This is a genomic window from Ralstonia sp. AU12-08 (assembly GCF_000442475.1).
Taxonomy (GTDB): Bacteria; Pseudomonadota; Gammaproteobacteria; order Burkholderiales; family Burkholderiaceae; genus Ralstonia; species Ralstonia insidiosa.
Genome location: NZ_ASZV01000034.1, coordinates 1 through 14,601, shown reverse-complemented (window position 1 = coordinate 14,601; position 14,601 = coordinate 1). Strand labels below are relative to the sequence as shown.

16 protein-coding genes are annotated in these 14,601 nt (G+C 63.5%); 7 read left to right on the top strand and 9 right to left on the bottom strand.

Features of this window, described 5'->3' with window-relative positions:
• The first annotated feature begins 15 nt into the window (after nucleotides 1-15).
• The 3 genes from tsaE to C404_RS47505 are packed head-to-tail and all read left to right on the top strand — an operon-like array spanning nucleotide 16 to nucleotide 2,671.
• Entirely contained in the window at nucleotides 16-594 is a 579-nt protein-coding gene (gene tsaE / locus C404_RS47515; RefSeq protein WP_031329666.1) for a tRNA (adenosine(37)-N6)-threonylcarbamoyltransferase complex ATPase subunit type 1 TsaE, read from the top strand.
• Entirely contained in the window at nucleotides 588-2,135 is a 1,548-nt protein-coding gene (locus C404_RS47510; RefSeq protein ID WP_021195842.1) for an N-acetylmuramoyl-L-alanine amidase, read from the top strand. The genes tsaE and C404_RS47510 overlap by 7 nt, the downstream gene beginning before the upstream one ends.
• Nucleotides 2,135-2,671 (top strand): GNAT family N-acetyltransferase, encoded by a 537-nt coding sequence (locus tag C404_RS47505; RefSeq protein WP_021195841.1) that lies wholly within the window; start codon nucleotides 2,135-2,137, stop codon nucleotides 2,669-2,671. Before C404_RS47510 ends, C404_RS47505 begins: the two co-directional genes overlap by 1 nt.
• On the opposite strand, the gene C404_RS47500 is transcribed toward C404_RS47505, so the two are convergent.
• The gene (locus C404_RS47500; RefSeq protein WP_021195840.1) at nucleotides 2,672-3,691 is read right to left on the bottom strand and encodes a bile acid:sodium symporter family protein; all 1,020 of its coding nucleotides are present in this window, start codon (nucleotides 3,689-3,691) and stop codon (nucleotides 2,672-2,674) included.
• Between the two features lie 119 nt (nucleotides 3,692-3,810).
• Between C404_RS47500 and C404_RS47495 the strand changes: the two genes are divergently transcribed.
• Nucleotides 3,811-4,704: a LysR family transcriptional regulator gene (locus C404_RS47495; protein WP_021195839.1), complete on the top strand. Its 894-nt coding sequence runs from the start codon at nucleotides 3,811-3,813 to the stop codon at nucleotides 4,702-4,704.
• A gap of 20 nt (nucleotides 4,705-4,724) precedes the next feature.
• Here the strand turns inward: C404_RS47495 and C404_RS47490 are convergent, their stop codons facing one another.
• The 7 genes from C404_RS47490 to C404_RS47460 form a co-directional block, all read right to left on the bottom strand.
• A complete protein-coding gene (locus C404_RS47490; RefSeq protein ID WP_021195838.1) occupies nucleotides 4,725-5,483 on the bottom strand; it encodes a 3-hydroxyacyl-CoA dehydrogenase in 759 nt (252 codons plus the stop codon).
• A 149-nt stretch (nucleotides 5,484-5,632) separates the two neighbouring features.
• Nucleotides 5,633-6,301, bottom strand: coding sequence for an adenylate kinase (adk, locus tag C404_RS47485; RefSeq protein WP_021195837.1), 669 nt, complete (start codon nucleotides 6,299-6,301; stop codon nucleotides 5,633-5,635).
• A gap of 338 nt (nucleotides 6,302-6,639) precedes the next feature.
• Nucleotides 6,640-7,446 (bottom strand): 3-deoxy-manno-octulosonate cytidylyltransferase, encoded by an 807-nt coding sequence (kdsB, locus tag C404_RS47480; protein ID WP_021195836.1) that lies wholly within the window; start codon nucleotides 7,444-7,446, stop codon nucleotides 6,640-6,642.
• Between the two features lie 29 nt (nucleotides 7,447-7,475).
• Nucleotides 7,476-7,664 carry a Trm112 family protein gene (locus C404_RS47475; protein ID WP_021195835.1) on the bottom strand — a complete coding sequence of 63 codons (189 nt, stop codon included), beginning with the start codon at nucleotides 7,662-7,664 and terminating at the stop codon, nucleotides 7,476-7,478.
• A gap of 68 nt (nucleotides 7,665-7,732) precedes the next feature.
• Complete coding sequence (gene lpxK / locus C404_RS47470; protein ID WP_021195834.1) at nucleotides 7,733-8,782, bottom strand: tetraacyldisaccharide 4'-kinase; 1,050 nt, start codon at nucleotides 8,780-8,782, stop codon at nucleotides 7,733-7,735.
• Between the two features lie 15 nt (nucleotides 8,783-8,797).
• Nucleotides 8,798-9,229, bottom strand: a complete 432-nt coding sequence (locus tag C404_RS47465; RefSeq protein ID WP_021195833.1) for an ExbD/TolR family protein — start codon at nucleotides 9,227-9,229, stop codon at nucleotides 8,798-8,800.
• 27 nt (nucleotides 9,230-9,256) lie between these two features.
• Entirely contained in the window at nucleotides 9,257-9,877 is a 621-nt protein-coding gene (locus tag C404_RS47460; protein ID WP_021195832.1) for a MotA/TolQ/ExbB proton channel family protein, read from the bottom strand.
• A gap of 1,100 nt (nucleotides 9,878-10,977) precedes the next feature.
• Here C404_RS47460 and xseA point away from each other — a divergent pair.
• Nucleotides 10,978-12,384, top strand: a complete 1,407-nt coding sequence (xseA, locus tag C404_RS47455) for an exodeoxyribonuclease VII large subunit (RefSeq protein ID WP_031329665.1) — start codon at nucleotides 10,978-10,980, stop codon at nucleotides 12,382-12,384.
• Nucleotides 12,385-12,550: 166 nt separating this feature from the next.
• Nucleotides 12,551-13,129 (top strand): superoxide dismutase [Fe], encoded by a 579-nt coding sequence (gene sodB, locus C404_RS47450; protein ID WP_021195830.1) that lies wholly within the window; start codon nucleotides 12,551-12,553, stop codon nucleotides 13,127-13,129.
• A 125-nt stretch (nucleotides 13,130-13,254) separates the two neighbouring features.
• On the opposite strand, the gene C404_RS58890 is transcribed toward sodB, so the two are convergent.
• Nucleotides 13,255-13,767, bottom strand: a complete 513-nt coding sequence (locus C404_RS58890; RefSeq protein ID WP_021195829.1) for a hypothetical protein — start codon at nucleotides 13,765-13,767, stop codon at nucleotides 13,255-13,257.
• 90 nt (nucleotides 13,768-13,857) lie between these two features.
• On the opposite strand from C404_RS58890, the gene C404_RS60475 reads away from it, so the two are divergent.
• Entirely contained in the window at nucleotides 13,858-14,574 is a 717-nt protein-coding gene (locus C404_RS60475) for a hypothetical protein (RefSeq protein WP_031329663.1), read from the top strand.
• Nucleotides 14,575-14,601: the final 27 nt, after the last annotated feature.

Genomic DNA, 14,601 nt, shown 5'->3' with positions numbered 1-14,601 from the left:
CCTAAATTGTACGCAATGCCTACTGTGCCCCCTGTTGATACTCCCGCTGGTCTGAACTCACCGCTCGCCGAGCGCACCGTGCCGCTCGTCGACGAGGCGGCCACTTCGGCCTTCGGGGCGGCGCTCGCTCAGGCCGTGCTGGCGCTGGGTCCGCGGCCTGTGCAGGTGCAACTCTCGGGGGATCTGGGCGCGGGCAAGACCACGCTTTCGCGGGCCATCTTGCGTGGCCTGGGACACACCGGGCGCGTGCGCAGCCCCACCTATACGCTGGTCGAGCCATACGACGTGACGGGAACCACCGGCACGCAGAAGGTCTATCACTTCGACCTGTACCGCTTTGCCGACCCGGAAGAATGGACCGACGCCGGCTTTCGCGATTGCTTTGCCGAACCCGCACTGTGCCTGGTCGAATGGCCCGAGAAGGCACAGGCTCTGCTCGGTACGCCTGACCTGCATATCGCTTTGGCCGTCGACGTTGTGCACGAAACCTACGATGACGGCGTTGAACATGCACCGCGCCTGGCCCATCTGAGTGCTCGCACGCAGACCGGCCGCCAACTCCTACAGTCGTTGCAACCCCTGCCCCCATGCTGATCAAGCATCTGCCGACCGATCAACCGGACGATCCCACCCTGCCGAGCCACGCACGCAGGCAATGGCTCACACGCATCGCCAAGGCCGGTGCGGGGACCGTCATCCTCAGCCTGGCCGGCACGCAGATCGCACGTGGCGCCAATATCGTGGCGGTGCGCGTGTGGCCGGCGGAGGACTACACGCGCGTGACCATCGAATCCGACGTCGCGCTCAAGGCCACGCACCAGCTCATCAAGGATCCGGATCGCCTGATGGTCGACGTCGAGGGGCTGGACCTGAACCCGACCCTGCGCGAACTGGTCGCCAAGATCACGCCGAACGATCCGTACATCCGCCAGGTGCGCGTGGGTCAGAACCGGCCCAGCGTGGTGCGCCTGGTGTTTGACCTGAAGGAAAGCGTCAACCCGCAGGTCTTTACGCTGCTGCCGATTGCCGGTTATCGCAACCGGCTGGTGTTCGATCTGTACCCGACCAATCCGCCCGATCCGCTGATGCAGCTCGTGCAGGCGACCGAAAGCAAGCAGGAGCGCTTTGCCGCCTCGGGCGGCACGCCGATGCCGCCGTCGTCGTCTCCGGCGGACGACGATGACCCGATCGCTGCATTGGCTCGCCGCGAGAGCAGTGGCTCCGCCACGCCGGCATTGCCGCCGGCCAATGACTCGCGCCCGACGATTGCCAGCCGTACGCCGCCGCTCAAGACGCCGCCCGTGAAACCCGCGCCGCCGCCATCGACGCTGGCCAATGCGCCGCCACCGTCGTCATCCTTGCCGCCGCTGGAGATCGTGCCCGAGCAGCCCGTACCGCGTGGGCCGGCAGGTGGCACGCGCATGCGCCGTCTGCTGACCGTTGCCATCGACCCCGGCCACGGCGGTGAAGACCCGGGCGCCACTGGTGCTGCAGGTACGCATGAGAAAGACGTGGTGCTGTCGATTGCCCGCATGCTCAAGGCCAAGATCGACGCCCAGCCCAACATGCGCGCCATGATGACGCGCGATTCCGACTACTTTGTCCCGTTGGGCGTGCGCGTGCAAAAGGCGAGACGCGTGCAGGCCGACCTGTTCGTCTCCATCCACGCCGATGCATTTGTCACGCCGGAAGCGCGCGGGGCGTCGGTGTTTGCGCTGTCCGACCGCGGTGCATCCAGCGCGCAGGCCAAGTGGCTCGCCAACAAGGAGAACGCCGCCGACATGATTGGCGGTGCCAACCTGGGCTCGAAGGATGCCCAGGTTACGCGCGTGCTGTTGGACCTGTCGACCACCGCGCAGATCAGCGACAGCATGAAGGTTGGCCGCGCCGTGTTGGAGCAGATTGGCGGCATCAACCGCCTGCACAAGGGGGCTGTGGAGCAAGCTGGGTTTGCGGTGCTCAAGGCGCCGGATATCCCATCGATCCTGGTTGAGACGGCCTTCATCTCCAATCCGGAAGAAGAGGCCAAGCTCAACGATCTGGGCCATCAGAACCAGCTGGCCGACGCGATCCTGCGCGGCATCCGGGCGTACTTCGCCAAGAACCCGCCGCTGTCGCACAACCCGGGCGTCTGATGGCTGCAGTCGTCTTACGCCAAGGCAGCGCTGCCGATGCGGACGCCATCGCCAGCATCCACACGCAGAGCTGGCAGAGCGCGTATCGCGGGCAGGGCATCCTCTCGGATGCCTACCTCGATGGCGCGGCGCAGGCCGACATGCAGGCGAAGTGGCATGCGCGCATGACGGCGCCTGTTGCCGGTCAGCACGTCTGGTGTGCCGATCTCGACGGCCAGACCATCGGTTTCCTCTGTGCACTGCTGCATGACGACACGCCGTGGGGCGCGCTCGTCGACAACCTCCACCTACTGCCTGCCGCACGCGGCCACGGTGTCGGCAAGCGCCTGATGGGCGAGGCTGCCCGCTGGGCCGCAGCCCAAGGTGTCGCGCAACTGCATCTGCTGGTGTACGAGGCGAACACCGCCGCAATCGGCTTCTACGAAGCCCTGGGCGGTGTGCCGGTCAGCCGTGATTGGCTGGAGACGGCCGATGGTGGGCATGCCTGGGTGCACACCTACCACTGGCCGGAAACGACGGGCTTGATGACCCTGTGATTACGCCGGATGGCTGGACGGCGAGCCAGCGCTGGCTTCGGCGTGTGCCATGCGATCCGCATACTTGCGCGCCAGCGCCGAGCACACGATCAACTGCAACTGGTGGTAGATCATGGTCGGCAGCACGATCAGGCCGAGGGCGGGGTTGCCGGCAAACAGGATCTTCGCCATCGGAATGCCGTTGGCCAGGCTTTTCTTGGAGCCGCAGAACACTGCGGTAATTTCATCGGCCAGACCAAAGCCTGAGCGCCGCGAGAGCCATGTCGTCGCGCCCAGCACGACGAACAGCAGCGCCCCGCTCATGAGCGCCACGGCCACGATCGTTTCCCACGGATACTTCGACCACACGCCCGCGTGCGTCGAGTCAGCAAACGAGTTGAACACGATCAGCAGGATCACCACGCGATCCACCTTGTTGATGATCGCCTTGTACTTGGTGATGAGTCCGCCGATCACCGGGCGCAGCAACTGACCCAGCACGAACGGCAGCAGCAGTTGTTCGGCCACGCCCAGCAACGCCTTGCCCACCGACAGTTCCGCACCCGAGGCCTGGATCACGAAGCTCATCAGCAGCGGCGTGGCAATCATGCCGATCAGGCCGGAGATGGTGGCGTTGAAGATCGCGGCCGGCACATTGCCCTTGGCCATTGCCGTCATCGCCACAGACGACGACACGGTAGACGGCAGCGCGCACAGGTAGAACACGCCCAGCAGCAGCTCGGCCGGGATGAACGGCTTGCACACAAACAGGATCACCGCGCCAATCAGCGGGAACAGGATGAACGTGCAGCTCTGCACAAACAGGTGCAGGCGCCAGTTACGCGCGCCTTCAACGATCTTCTCGCGCGAGAGCGCCGCGCCGTGCAGGAAGAACACCAGCGACACGCCGACGATGGTGACGACATCCAGATGCAGCGGGCCGTCGCTTGCGCCCAGTGACGGGAAGAACAAGGCCAGCGCAACCATCACCAGCATGGCCTGGATGAACCCATCAATACGAGATAACAGCGGAATCTTCATGTGCGTGCGCCATCACCATTGCGTGACGGCGCGGGTTGGATTGGGGGATAGGCGCTATTGCACAACATCCCTATCTAGAATACAAATGCATTGATCGAATCAATTCATACGGCTTCAGCATGAATGTGACCCTGCGGCAGTTGCGCGTCTTTCTGGCGGTGGCACGTGCGCACAGCTTCAGTCGCGCGGGCGACACAATCGGCCTGACGCAGCCGGCCGTGAGCCGTTCCATCTCGGAGCTGGAAGGCGAGTTGGGCCTGAAGCTGCTCGATCGCACCACGCGTGAAGTGGTGCTGACGGAAGTGGGGCGCTCGCTGGCGACTGCGCTCGATCGTCTGGTTGCTGATCTGGACGACACGCTGCATCAGGCACGCCAAGTGGGCGAGCAGCGGCGCGGGCGCGTGGTGGTGGCGTCCAGCCCGACGGTGTCAACGCGTTTGATGCCGCTGTACGTGGCGGAATGCGCGGTGCGCTACCCGGACATCCGCATGATCGTGCGTGACTCCGTGCAGGTCGATACGCTGCAATTGATCCGCACGGGCGGGGCGGATTTCGGTGTGGTGGTGGAGCCGCTCGATACCGAAGGCCTGTGGACGGAGCCGCTGCTGACCGACCCGTTCTGCCTCGTTTGCCGCCGTGACCATCCATTCGCCCAGCGCAGCAGCGTGCGCTGGAAAGACCTGCACCGCGCGCCGGTCGTGCTGCTCGATCACGCGTCGGGCAGCCGCCCGTTGATCGACCGCATCTTCCTGCGCCACGGTGTGCAGCCCGATGTGGCGCAAGAGATGGGGCATAGCAGTGCCGTGTTCGGCATGGTGGATGCCGGCATTGGCGCGGGCGTGGTGCCGGCGCTGTCGTTACCGCTGCCGTCGTCGTCGCAGCTGGTGTCGGTGCCGCTGACACCCAAGGAGACGCGCGGCATCGTGCTGGCGCGCCGGCATGACCGGTCGCTCTCGCCGGCGGCCGAGGCGGCGTGGCAGATGATTCGCCGGATGGCGCTGCCTACCACCTAATGGCCGCCTGATCGCGCTGCTTACTTCGGCTGCATGCGAATGGCGCCATCCAGGCGGATGGTTTCGCCGTTGAGCATCGGGTTCTCGACGATGGCGCGTGCAAGCTGCGCATACTCCGCTGGCTTACCCAGGCGCGGCGGGAACGGCACCATCTTGCCCAGCGCATCCTGCACTTCAGGCGGCATGCCCAGCAGCATCGGCGTCTCGAAGATGCCCGGCGCAATCGTCATCACACGGATGCCATCGCGCGACAGGTCACGTGCAATCGCCAGCGTCATCGCCACCACGCCACCCTTGGACGCTGCATAGGCCGCTTGGCCGATCTGCCCGTCGAACGCCGCCACGGACGCCGTATTGATGATCACGCCACGCTCGCCGCCGGCGTTGGGCGTGTTGCCCGCCATCGCCGTCGCCGCCAGCCGGATCATGTTGAACGTGCCGATCAGGTTGACGTTGATTACGCGTGCAAACTGGTCCAGCGGATGCGGCCCCGTCTTGCCCACCGTGCGCGACGCCGTTGCGATGCCGGCGCAGTTCACCAGCCCGCGCAGCGTGCCCAGCGACGTGGCCGCGTCGACTACGGCCTGCCCATCGGCTTCCGATGCGACGTCGCAGCGCACGAAGCGCCCGCCCAACTCCTGCGCCAGCGCATTGCCCGCCGCTTCGTTCAGGTCAGCAATCACCACTTTGCCGCCGGCTTCTGCCATCGTGCGTGCCGTGCCGGCGCCCAGTCCCGATGCCCCGCCGGTGACGATGAATACCTGGTCGCGAATCTCCATGCCGTGTCTCCTTGGTTGTGGTCTGTGAATTACTTGACGTTTACGTCAACGTCATATGGTAGCGCGAAGCCGTCGGCGATCGCGAAAAAAAACGGCGCCTCGATCAGGAGGCGCCGTTTTTGTCAGCGGGTCGGTAACGTGGAGTGCGCTCAGTCCTGCAATGCACTGAACGCGCGCGCGGTGATCTCATCCACGCTGCCCACACCGGCGATCTTGCGATACTTCGGCGGCGCAACCTTGGCGGTGTCGTTGCCGTTGGCGGCCCACTGCGAGTAGTAATCCACCAGCGGACGCGTCTGTTTTTCATACACGTCCAGGCGCTTGCGCACGGTCTCTTCTTTGTCGTCGTCGCGCTGGATCAGCGGTTCGCCGGTTTCGTCGTCCACGCCTTCGGTCTTGGGCGGGTTGAACTTGATGTGGTACGTGCGGCCCGAGGCCACGTGCACGCGGCGGCCGCTCATGCGTTCGATGATGGCGTCGAACGGCACGTCGATTTCCAGCACGTAGTCGATCGCCACGGCGGCATCCTTCATGGCTTCCGCTTGCGGGATGGTGCGCGGGAAGCCGTCGAACAGGTAGCCGTTCTTGCAGTCAGGCTGTTGCAGGCGGTCTTTCACCAGGCCGATGATGATGTCGTCCGACACGAGGCCGCCGGCATCCATCACTTTCTTGGCTTCGATACCCAGCGGGGTGCCGGCCTTGACGGCCGCGCGCAGCATGTCGCCAGTGGAGATCTGCGGAATGCCGAACTTCTCGCAGATGAATTTGGCTTGCGTACCTTTGCCGGCGCCGGGCGCGCCCAACAGAATCAACCGCATGGTGACGAGTTCCTCAAGTTTTAAATTCCTGTCGCGCTGTCAGACAGCGTGAAGCGCGTTGGGAATCAGTCCGAGAGGGCGGATTCCCAAAACGCCTTAATGCGTGCCTTGTCGACGCAAACAGGCAGCCTAGCGGGCGAAGTTGACGCCAGCCTTACCGGGACACTGGATGGAACAGGCGCTCGCCGGACGGCGGCACCGATGGCTCGATTTGTCTCCCTGCAGCCGCTGTGGCGCCTTGCGTGGGCGCCGGCATGCGACTTGTCGTCCTCGCGATTATGCCATGCCAGCGCCGGGGTTTCGGCGTGGCGGCTGCAAGTTCCGTGAAATCGATGCGTTCAGGGGCCGTCCTGGGCCAGCAGTTCACTCCAGGCGGCGCGCACGCGGGCGAGGTCTTCCGGCGTGTCGACACCAGCGGCCGGGGCGTCGTCGGTGGTGAGCACGGCGATGCGTTCACCGTGCCACATGGCGCGCAACTGCTCGAGCTGCTCGGTTTGTTCGAGCGGTGCGGCGGCCAGTTGCGGGAAGCGGCGCAGGAAACCAGCGCGATACGCGTAGATGCCGATATGGCGCAGCACCGGCATGGCAGGCAGCGGGCGCTGCGCGGCGGGTTGCGTCAGCACGGCGGGCGTCCAGACATCACGTGCCCAGGGCAGTGGGGCGCGCGAGAACAGCAGCGCACGTTCGGCCGCATCCAATACGACCTTGACGACATTCGGGTTGAACACGTCGGCGGCGTCGTGGATCGGGTGGGCGGCGGTGGCGATGGCGCAATCCGGGTGGTCGCGCAGGTGGGCGGCCACGTTGTCGATCAGCGTGGGGGCGATCAGCGGTTCATCGCCTTGCACGTTGACGACGATGGCGTCATCGGGCAGCCCCAGCACGGTGGCCACTTCGGCCAGGCGGTCGGTGCCGGAGGCGTGGTCGGCGCGCGTGAGCACGGCTTCCACGTGATGCTGCATGCAGGCATCGGCGACCGAGACGGCGTCGGTGGCGACCACCACGCGCGCGGCGGACGACTGGTGCGCGCGTTCAGCCACGCGCACCACCATCGGCTTACCGCCGATGTCGGCCAGCGGCTTGTTGGGCAATCGCGTGGATGCCAGCCGCGCGGGAATGACGGCGACGAACGGTGCGTGCGACATGGCGGGCAGCCTCGATACGTGGTGAGGTGTCAGGCCGGATCGACCGGGGTGCCTTCCACGGTCTGGCGGGCTTCGTCAGCCAGCATGACGGGAATACCGTCGCGGATCGGGTAGGCCAGCTTGTCGACGTGGCAGATCAGTTCGTTGTTGGCGCGGTCGTGTTGCAGCGCGCCCTTGCACAGCGGGCAGACGAGGATTTCGAGCAGGCGATTGTCCATGGCGGTAGAGGCTCCGGGGCGGCCGCAAAAGCGTGGCGGCGGCCTGGGTCAAGAGGATGCGGTGAGCGTTATTGTGCGCTCGCCGTGGTGGTAGCGCGATCGGCCAGGGCGCGTACGCGCTGGCAGACCTGTTCAACCAGTGCCGGGTCGACCACCGGTGTGGTCGGCACCACCCAGATGCGCGGGTCGTCGAGATGGCCGCATTTTACGGCATCCTTTTCGGTGATCAGGATGACCTCGGCGTGGCTGTCGGCGAACGGATTGTTCGCGAAGTCGTAGTGATCGGGCAGCGGCAGGGTGCTGGGCTTAAGGCCCTCGGCGCGCAGCGAGGCGAAGAAGCGCTCGGGGTTGCCGATGCCGGCAGCGGCCAGCAGTTGTTCGCCTTCAACGCGGGTGAACTGGGCGAGCGGGCGGCGCAGCGCTGGGTCGGCCAGGTTATAGGCGTCCTGCAGCGTGAGGTGCATGCCGAAGATGTTCGGGCGGTCGGGCGTGGCGCGGTAGTTCGGGTCGTTGATGAGCGTGGCGTCGCGCTTGCGCGTCATCGGTTCGCGCAGTGGGCCGGCAGGCAGCAGGAAACCGTTGCCGCCCATGCGCGTGTCGAACACGATGATTTCGATGTCGCGGCGCAGGCGGTAGTGTTGCAGTCCATCGTCGCACACGATGACGTTGCAACCCGGGTGTGAGGCCAGCAGTGTCTGTGCGCACAGCACGCGGTCGGGGAAGACCCACACCGGCAGATCGGTGGCGCGGGCGATGAGCAACGGCTCGTCGCCCACGTCTTCCGCACGGGAATGCTCGCGCACCGGGCGCGGGTGCTTGAGCTTTACGCCGTAGCCGCGCGAGACGATGCCCGGACGCATGCCCGCATCGGCCAGTGCCGACGCCAGCGCAATCACGGCGGGCGTCTTGCCGGCGCCGCCCACGGTGACGTTGCCCACGACCACCACTGGCATCGGCAGGCGCACCGAGCGCATCAAGCCCAAGCGGAACAGCAGCCGGCGCAAGGCACTCACGCCGCCAAACAGCCACGACAGCGGCCGCATCACCCACGCGAACCAGCCCCGTTGCTGCCATTGGCGGGTGACGAAGCTGGCGAGACGGTGCTGGGCGACGGGCATGTCGTGCGTGTGGGTTTAGCGAGAAGCGTTGCCGGTTTGTGTAGCAAAGGTCAGGTGCGAGAGGCCAGCCACGCGGGCGGCTTCCATCACATTCACCACGGCCTGGTGCGCGGCTTGCGCATCGGCATTGACGACGACGATGGGCTCGCGGCCGCCCGCCTTGTCCGCAGCAGCGTGCAGGGCATCGGCCAGGCTGGTCACGTCGCGCGTGTCGAGCACCTGTTTGTCTACCGAGTAGACGCCGTTGGCAGTGACAGACACGACGATCTGACCCGGGCGCTCGGTCGCCTTTTCAGCGTCGGCGGTCGGCAGGTTGACCTTCAGTTCGGTATAGCGGGAATACGTGGTCGTGATCATCAGGAAGATGAGGATCACGAGCAGCACGTCGATCAGCGGGATCAGGTTGATCTCCGGCTCTTCGCGAGCGTGGCGCGGGCGGAAGCGCATGGCGTTCTCAGGAATGCGTTGCCCGGATCAACCGCGCCGCGGCGGCAGGATCGCGTCGAGGTACATGGTCGACAGGTGCTCCAGCTCGGCCACGTAGTTATCCACCACGCCGCGGAAGTAGCGCCAGAAGATCAGCGTCGGGATGGCCACGACCAGGCCCAGCGCCGTGTTGTACAGGGCGACAGAGATACCGTGCGCCAGGGTTTGCGGGTTGGTGCCCGCAGCGGTCTGGCTGCCGAAGATCTCGATCATGCCGACCACGGTGCCGAACAGGCCCATCAGCGGCGCCACCGAGGCGATCGTGCCGAGCGCATTCAGATAGCGCTCCAGGCGGTGGGCCACGTTCTGGCCGGCTTCTTCCACGACTTCCTTGGCGGCGTCGCGCGTGGTGTTGGGATGCAGCACCACGTGGCGCAGCGCGGCCGCCAGCAGGCGGCCCAGCGGCGAGCCTTGTTCCAGTGTGTTCACGACTTCCGGCGTGGCCTTGCGCTGATGCGCGACGGCCAGCGCCTCGTCATAGACCTTGGGCGGAATGATCTTCTTGCGCTGCAAGGCAACGAAGCGTTCGATGATGAGCGCGAGGGCGAGCACCGAGGCGATCAACAGCGGCCAGATCGGCCAGCCGGCAGCTTGAATGATGGAAAACACTGGACAACCCGTTTTGTCGTTGTGGAAGGAATTTGATTTGGGGCGCCGATTCGTGGTGCATGTGGCGCCCTGACTGCTGTGCATGCCGTCCGCGTCCCCGAACGCGGTCCGTTGCGGCAAAAACAGGCGCCACTCTAGCGCGTCGGACCTGCCTCGGCAACACGATGGCGCACCGTAGCGACAAGCGCCTGCGACAGTCAAAGGGTCGTCACAGAATTCAGTGCTCGCACAATCCACAATGAAGCGGGACAGTCTTGTGGACGGGTTGTGGACATTGTCGGAACAAGTAAGCTAAGTGCTTGATGTGAAAGGGTATTCGATGCCGTGCTTAAAAAAGATGCAATGGGTGTTCCTGTGGCCAATTCACTGGCAAAACGTCCTCCGCCCCTGGAAACCGGCGGGTAATCCACATCGCCGCGGGACAGTTGTGTGGACGGGTTGTGGACATTCCCAGAACAAGCGCGCTAAGTGCTTGATATAAAAAGGAGTCCGTTGCCGTGCTTAAAAATTGTGCAGACGGGGTTTCTGTGCAGATTTCGGGAAAAATCCGCGTGCGGTCAGAGAAACCGGTGGGAAATCCACACCGACACGGGACAGTCTTGTGGACGGGTTGTGGACATTGCCCGGACAAGCACCTTAAGTCACTGATTCAACAGGGGGTTCGGTGTGCCGCTTAAAAAATGTGCACCGGGGTTTTCTGCGGAAGATTGGGGATGCGAGCCCCGAGCGTGTGACAATCCCCAGCCGATTTATCCACTGCCCAGGCGTCACATTCTGGTTTTCCAGCGCTGCTGTGGATAACTTTGTGAACATCCTCGGGAGCCTTGCGCTAAATGCTTGATGCAGAACGAAATTACTTACGCTGCTGAATTTTTGGCACAAGGCGATTTTTCATAAAAATCAAAGGGTTGCGTCAAAATGCAGAGAGCGCGTCACGTAACGTCTGTCAAGCTTGACAAGGGCGTTATGCTGTGGACAGCTAGCCCGGCTGACGCAAAATCTCTCCCTCATTCAAGGTAGAAGTTGCCCCGGAGCCCCATCGCATTGCGCCGCCACGACCACTCATGACCACGCCGCCGTCTTCCCGCCGACCTTTCTGGATGGATGCTTCCGCCCCTGCGGCGAGTGCACCGCAGACCACTCAAGCGACGCCGGCGCCGTCCTCGCCTACCAGGAGCGGCCAGGACGTGCTGACCGTCAGCGAGGTCAACCGGAAGATTGCCGGGTTGCTTGAACGCAACTTTCCGCTGGGCTGGGTGCGTGGCGAGATCTCCAACTTCACGCGCGCGGCCAGTGGCCACTGGTATTTCTCGCTCAAGGACGCCGGCGCGCAGATCCGCTGTGTGATGTTCAAGGGCCGCAACCAGTACGCCGATTTCACCCCGCGCGAGGGCGAAGCCGTCGAGGTGCGCGCGCTGGTCACGATGTACGAGGCGCGTGGCGAGTTGCAGCTGAGCGTCGAGGGCATCCGCCGTGCCGGGCTGGGCAATCTTTACGAAGCCTTCCTGCGACTGAAGGCCGCGCTGGAGGCGCAAGGCTTGTTTGACCCGGAGCGCAAGCGGCCGCTGCCAAGGCATCCGCGTGCCATCGGGGTTGTCACTTCATTGCAGGCGGCGGCTTTGCGTGACGTGCTGACCACGCTGCGCCGGCGGGCACCGCATGTGCCCGTGATCGTCTATCCGGTACCGGTGCAGGGCGCGGGTGCTTCTGAGCGCATCGCCGCCATGCTCGATACGGTCAATGCCCGGGCAGAAGTCGATGTCGTCATCCTGTGCCGGGGCGGCGGCAGCATTGAAGACCTGTGGGCCTTCAACGAAGAACCCGTCGCGCGGGCTGTGGCGGCTTCGGAGATTCCCATCGTGGCAGGCGTCGGGCATGAAACCGATGTGACCATCGTCGATTTTGTGGCCGATGTGCGCGCACCCACGCCCACCGGTGCCGCAGAACTTGTCAGCCCGGACCGGGCCCGCATGCTGCGCGACGTGGGGCGTGACTGGGATGCGCTGTCCGCGCAGTTCCGCCGCCAGCTGGACCGCCGTGCCCAGACCGTCGATTGGCTCGCGCGCCGCTTGCGCAGCCCGCAGACGCAGATGCGCGAGCGCCGCACGCAGCTGTCGCATCTGGAAGGGCGCCTGCGTTTTGCGCTGACCGGTCGCGTGCAGCGTGCCGAGCACGTGCAGCGCCTGCTGACGATGCGCCTGACGGCGGCCCGCCCGGACGTCACCCGCCAGCGCACTGTGCTGCAGCAGGCCGAGGCCGCGCTGGCACGCGCCATGCGTGACACGCTGGCCCGGTCGCAGGAGCGCCTGGCGCGGCAGCACACCGGTCTGGAGTTGCTGGCACCGCAGCGCACCCTGGAGCGCGGCTACGCGGTGCTGCTCAATGCGAAGGGTCACGCCATCCGCGATCCGAACGCGTTGCATGCCCGGGCGCGCATCGAGGCACGGCTGGCGCAGGGCGCGGTCGACATCGAGATCGCCCAGGTGCAGCCCAAGCTCGATATGTGATTGGCGCATGAACTGATAAGGATTGCGCGCGTTTCCGTACCTGTTCCACGGGTATTCCGAGTATTTGGCACGCTGTTTGCGCCGGTTTTGCAACTCTCCTACAATCGTCGCTCCCGGTTTGCACAACTCGCACGCAACCCCACACAACCCACAGAAGGGAAAACAAATGGCCCACACGCTCCCCCCGCTGCCGTACGCACTCGACGCTCTGGCGCCGACCATCTCCAAGGAAACCCTGGAGTTCCACTACGGCAAGCACCATCAGACCTACGTCACGAACCTGAACAACCTGATCCCGGGTACCGAGTTCGAAAACCTGAGCCTGGAAGACATCGTCAAGAAGTCCTCGGGCGGCATCTTCAACAACGCCGCGCAGGTGTGGAACCACACGTTCTACTGGAACGGCCTGAAGCCGAACGGCGGCGGCGCTCCGACCGGTGCCCTGGCTGATGCCATCAACGCCAAGTGGGGCAGCTTCGACAAGTTCAAGGAAGAGTTCACCAAGACGGCCGTTGGCACCTTCGGTTCGGGCTGGGCTTGGCTGGTGAAGAAGGCTGACGGCTCGCTGGACCTGGTGTCCACCTCGAACGCCGCTACGCCGCTCACGACGGATGCCAAGCCGCTGCTGACCTGCGACGTGTGGGAACACGCCTACTACATCGACTACCGCAACGCGCGTCCGAAGTACGTCGAGGCGTTCTGGACGCTGGTGAACTGGGACTTCGTTGCTGCGAACTTCGCCTAAAGCGAATCGCAGTCCGACAAGCCAGTCCGAAGCAAGGCCCTCCACGCGAGGGCCTTGTTTTTTTGTCGTACAGAATCCGCGCGGCTGCGTCGGTGTTGGATTCTCCGGCTTCTCCGTCGCGCGAACTAGATTCGCGCAACCATCTTTTCGACGTGCTTCTTTCCTTCGTTCGTTACTACAAACTTCTTTCGGGCTTGCTTCGTTGTGCCTTCTTTTCGCTTCTGGATCATCAGTGCCGGTTTTTGGGCTTTGAGCCAATCCAGCGCTCGGGTGACGTTCCCGATGCCATGACCCAAATGTTTTAGTTCGGAGTTGATCTTCTGAGCTTCCAACTCGGTTGCACCTTCTTTGACTTGAAACCAGTAGCCGACCACCAGTGCTTTTTCGCCGTCGGATGTAGGGGATGCCAAGTCGTAGAATTCAGCGAGTGAACTAATTTCGGAAGAGCCTGTTGGAGGAGCGTCGTCGTCGTGATCGTCGCTCGTCCCACTCGTAATCTTCTGACGCTCGCCTTTTGCTTGCGCAATGGTCACGCCAAATCGTGAGCCAGCCCAAGTTAATACTCGCCTAAGCTCTTCCTCGGTAAGTCCTTGGAGAGCTTGCTCGATTTGCACCATAGCCTCCAACTCTTTACTCATCGTTATTCCGGACATATGATCCTCGCGATGTATGTGTCGTACAGACATTAATGGCGAACAAAGTTTGCTGCCCACAAGGACGGTGTGTCAATGGCACCTTTGGAGCGTATTTCAGACCTAGTTCACTCGGGCAAATTGTCTCGAGCAGAGCAGTTGCTGCTTTGTCTGGCGCATCTTGGTGATGGCGCTCAATCCGTTGGTGCTATTCGAGCCATAGCGCAATCTCTAGGGCTATCAACGACCAATATGCCGCGAGATATGCAGAAGCTGAAAGGGCTTGCATTCTCGCGCAGCGACGGGTGGTTGTTGACAACTCCGGGTAGAAGAAGGGCGGAGGAAATGCTCGGCACGACCGACCAACATGTCGCCGCACAGTCGAGTGCTTTGCGAGCGCTCTTGCCTAAGCTAAAAGCTGATGTCCAAGAATTCGTAGCCGAGGCCGTTGCGTGCTATGAAGCGCGGCATTTTCGCGCAGCGGTGGTCCTGTCGTGGGTTGGAGCAGTTTCACTCCTGTATGAGTATGTGGTACAGCATCGCCTAGTTGATTTCAATGCGGAGGCTGCTAGGCGCGACCCAAAGTGGCGGGTCGCAAAAAATGAAGACGATCTTTCGAGGATGAAAGAGTATGAGTTTCTTCAAATACTAGAAGCGTTGTCAGTACTCGGAAAGAACGTCAAAAATGAGCTTGAGGGGTGTCTAAAGCTTCGCAATGGCTGTGGGCATCCCAACAGCTTGAAGCTAGCGGAAAGCCGATGTGCCGCCCATATCGAGGTACTAGTGCTCAATGTGTTCAACGTGTTTACGTGACGAAGCAACCTGCGCTCGACAAAAAAA